The organism is Salinicola aestuarinus, from assembly GCF_003206645.1.
Lineage (GTDB): Bacteria > Pseudomonadota > Gammaproteobacteria > Pseudomonadales > Halomonadaceae > Salinicola > Salinicola aestuarinus.
Genome location: NZ_PZJP01000013.1, coordinates 1 through 1,515, shown reverse-complemented (window position 1 = coordinate 1,515; position 1,515 = coordinate 1). Strand labels below are relative to the sequence as shown.

Sequence of the window (1,515 nt, the reverse complement as noted above, 5' to 3'; positions counted from 1 at the left end):
GCTGTTGCGGCCTTCGAGCAAGCCGATCATCAGGGAGAGGGGCCTTACGCCACTGAGGTGGTTGTTAAATATCCGAATACGGTGTCCGGTAATTGCTTTTCTCTGGTCGTTTATCAAAAGAGTGGAAGCGCCCGAGATCGTTTGAAAGAGGTTGTGATTTATAATGAAGAACGTGACGATGGTGGCGACAAATTCGCCGATATCTATAATGTCGAGGGAGGTGGTGAGAAATTAAAAGCGGTTTTTGAAAATGGGCAGTGCAAGGCTAAACTTCAGTGTTACACCAATGGTTTTCCAGATAGCGTCGAAATAGTTTTGTCTTGTTTGGATGATGGCTCCTTGAAAAGGGCTAGGGATACGTTCGAAGTGGCTATAGTTTAGGGAGGGAGGATGAGCATATATAAGAACCTACTGTGGATTTTTTTGCTAGGGGCTATAGTGTCCGTTTCAGCTAATGCTGAAGCGCTCAAGTCTCAATGTCTTGAAGATAACTATAAAAATATCCGGCTGCAAGAATTGGTTTCGGAAGCCAGCGGCGGTAATGGCCTTTCAAGTTGCTTGACTGCTTTAGTTTACGCCAATGGCGATAAAGGAGAAGAAAAAGATTTTGAAAAAGCTTTCGAGTTCTTCAAGAAATCATACGAACAAGGTTTTTTTGAGGGGGCGTATTACTTGGGGGTTATGTATAAAAATGGATTTGGAGTGGATAAGGATTTTGACCAGTATATCAGGTATATGACAGAAGCTGGAAATGCTGGTTATTTGCCAGCTCAGAAAAAACTGCTGGCCGTATACTTGTTTTCCCGTGAAGGCAAAGCACTCTCCGACGATAAAAAAGCAGCATACTGGCTAAAAAAGGCTGCAGATCTAGGAGATGAGGATTCAATGTACAATCTTTCCGGCTTTTACCTCGATGGTCGTGGTGTTGAGCAAAATGATGATTTGGCGTTCCATTGGATAATGCAGGCGGTTGAAAGAGACGACATCTTATCATTCGAAAGGGCGGGAGACTTCTACTCCCAAGGCATCGGCACCGAACAAGATTGGGTTCGCGCCTACATGATGTACGACCTTGGCGGCACGGCGTCTTCCGGTAAGAAGGCAGAGCTGGCGGAACAGATGACTCAGGAACAGATCAACGAAGCGATTTCGCTCTCGCGCCAGTGGCAGGAAGAACACAACAGCTACCGCCCCAGTTACCACGGCCTCGAAGCCCAGGGCAGCGACGGTCACTACGAATATCACTGAGCGACGGCTTCGCTCGATATCCCCTCCCATCACGATCGTCACCGGCCTTTATGGCCGGTACCCCATGGCTCGGCCAACGTTTGTCGTGCCATGGCGGTAGCCATTTCTGCCGATAATGCTAATGGTGTTCACCGACGTTGGCCGTCGCCAGCCTCGGTGCCGACCTGGCCTCGGGCGCTATGAGCCCCGGGCCGCGTACGCACGACAACGGCCTTGAGGACCTGGCCTTTTTTGACCTTGCCCCGCGGAATCGCGTCCTTGACCGTT

The 1,515-nt window shown here is 49.3% G+C and carries 2 protein-coding genes and 1 pseudogene; 2 read left to right on the top strand and 1 reads right to left on the bottom strand.

The annotated features are described in order from the left end of the window. Both DOM41_RS17560 and DOM41_RS14905 read left to right on the top strand, forming a co-directional pair. Window positions 1–381, top strand: a 381-nt coding sequence (locus DOM41_RS17560) for a hypothetical protein (RefSeq protein ID WP_157956947.1), incomplete at its 5' end; no start/stop codon positions are given. 9 nt (window positions 382–390) lie between these two features. Beyond that, window positions 391–1,248 (top strand): tetratricopeptide repeat protein, encoded by an 858-nt coding sequence (locus DOM41_RS14905; protein ID WP_110687674.1) that lies wholly within the window; start codon window positions 391–393, stop codon window positions 1,246–1,248. Between the two features lie 161 nt (window positions 1,249–1,409). Here DOM41_RS14905 and DOM41_RS17895 read toward each other — a convergent pair. Then, window positions 1,410–1,515: pseudogene (locus DOM41_RS17895) on the bottom strand (uL14 family ribosomal protein); the annotation flags it as partial.

Coding starts and splice junctions, on each gene's coding strand:
- DOM41_RS14905 (WP_110687674.1), top strand. CDS start 391: ATGAGCATATATAAGAACCTACTGTGGATTTTTTTGCTAGGGGCTATA.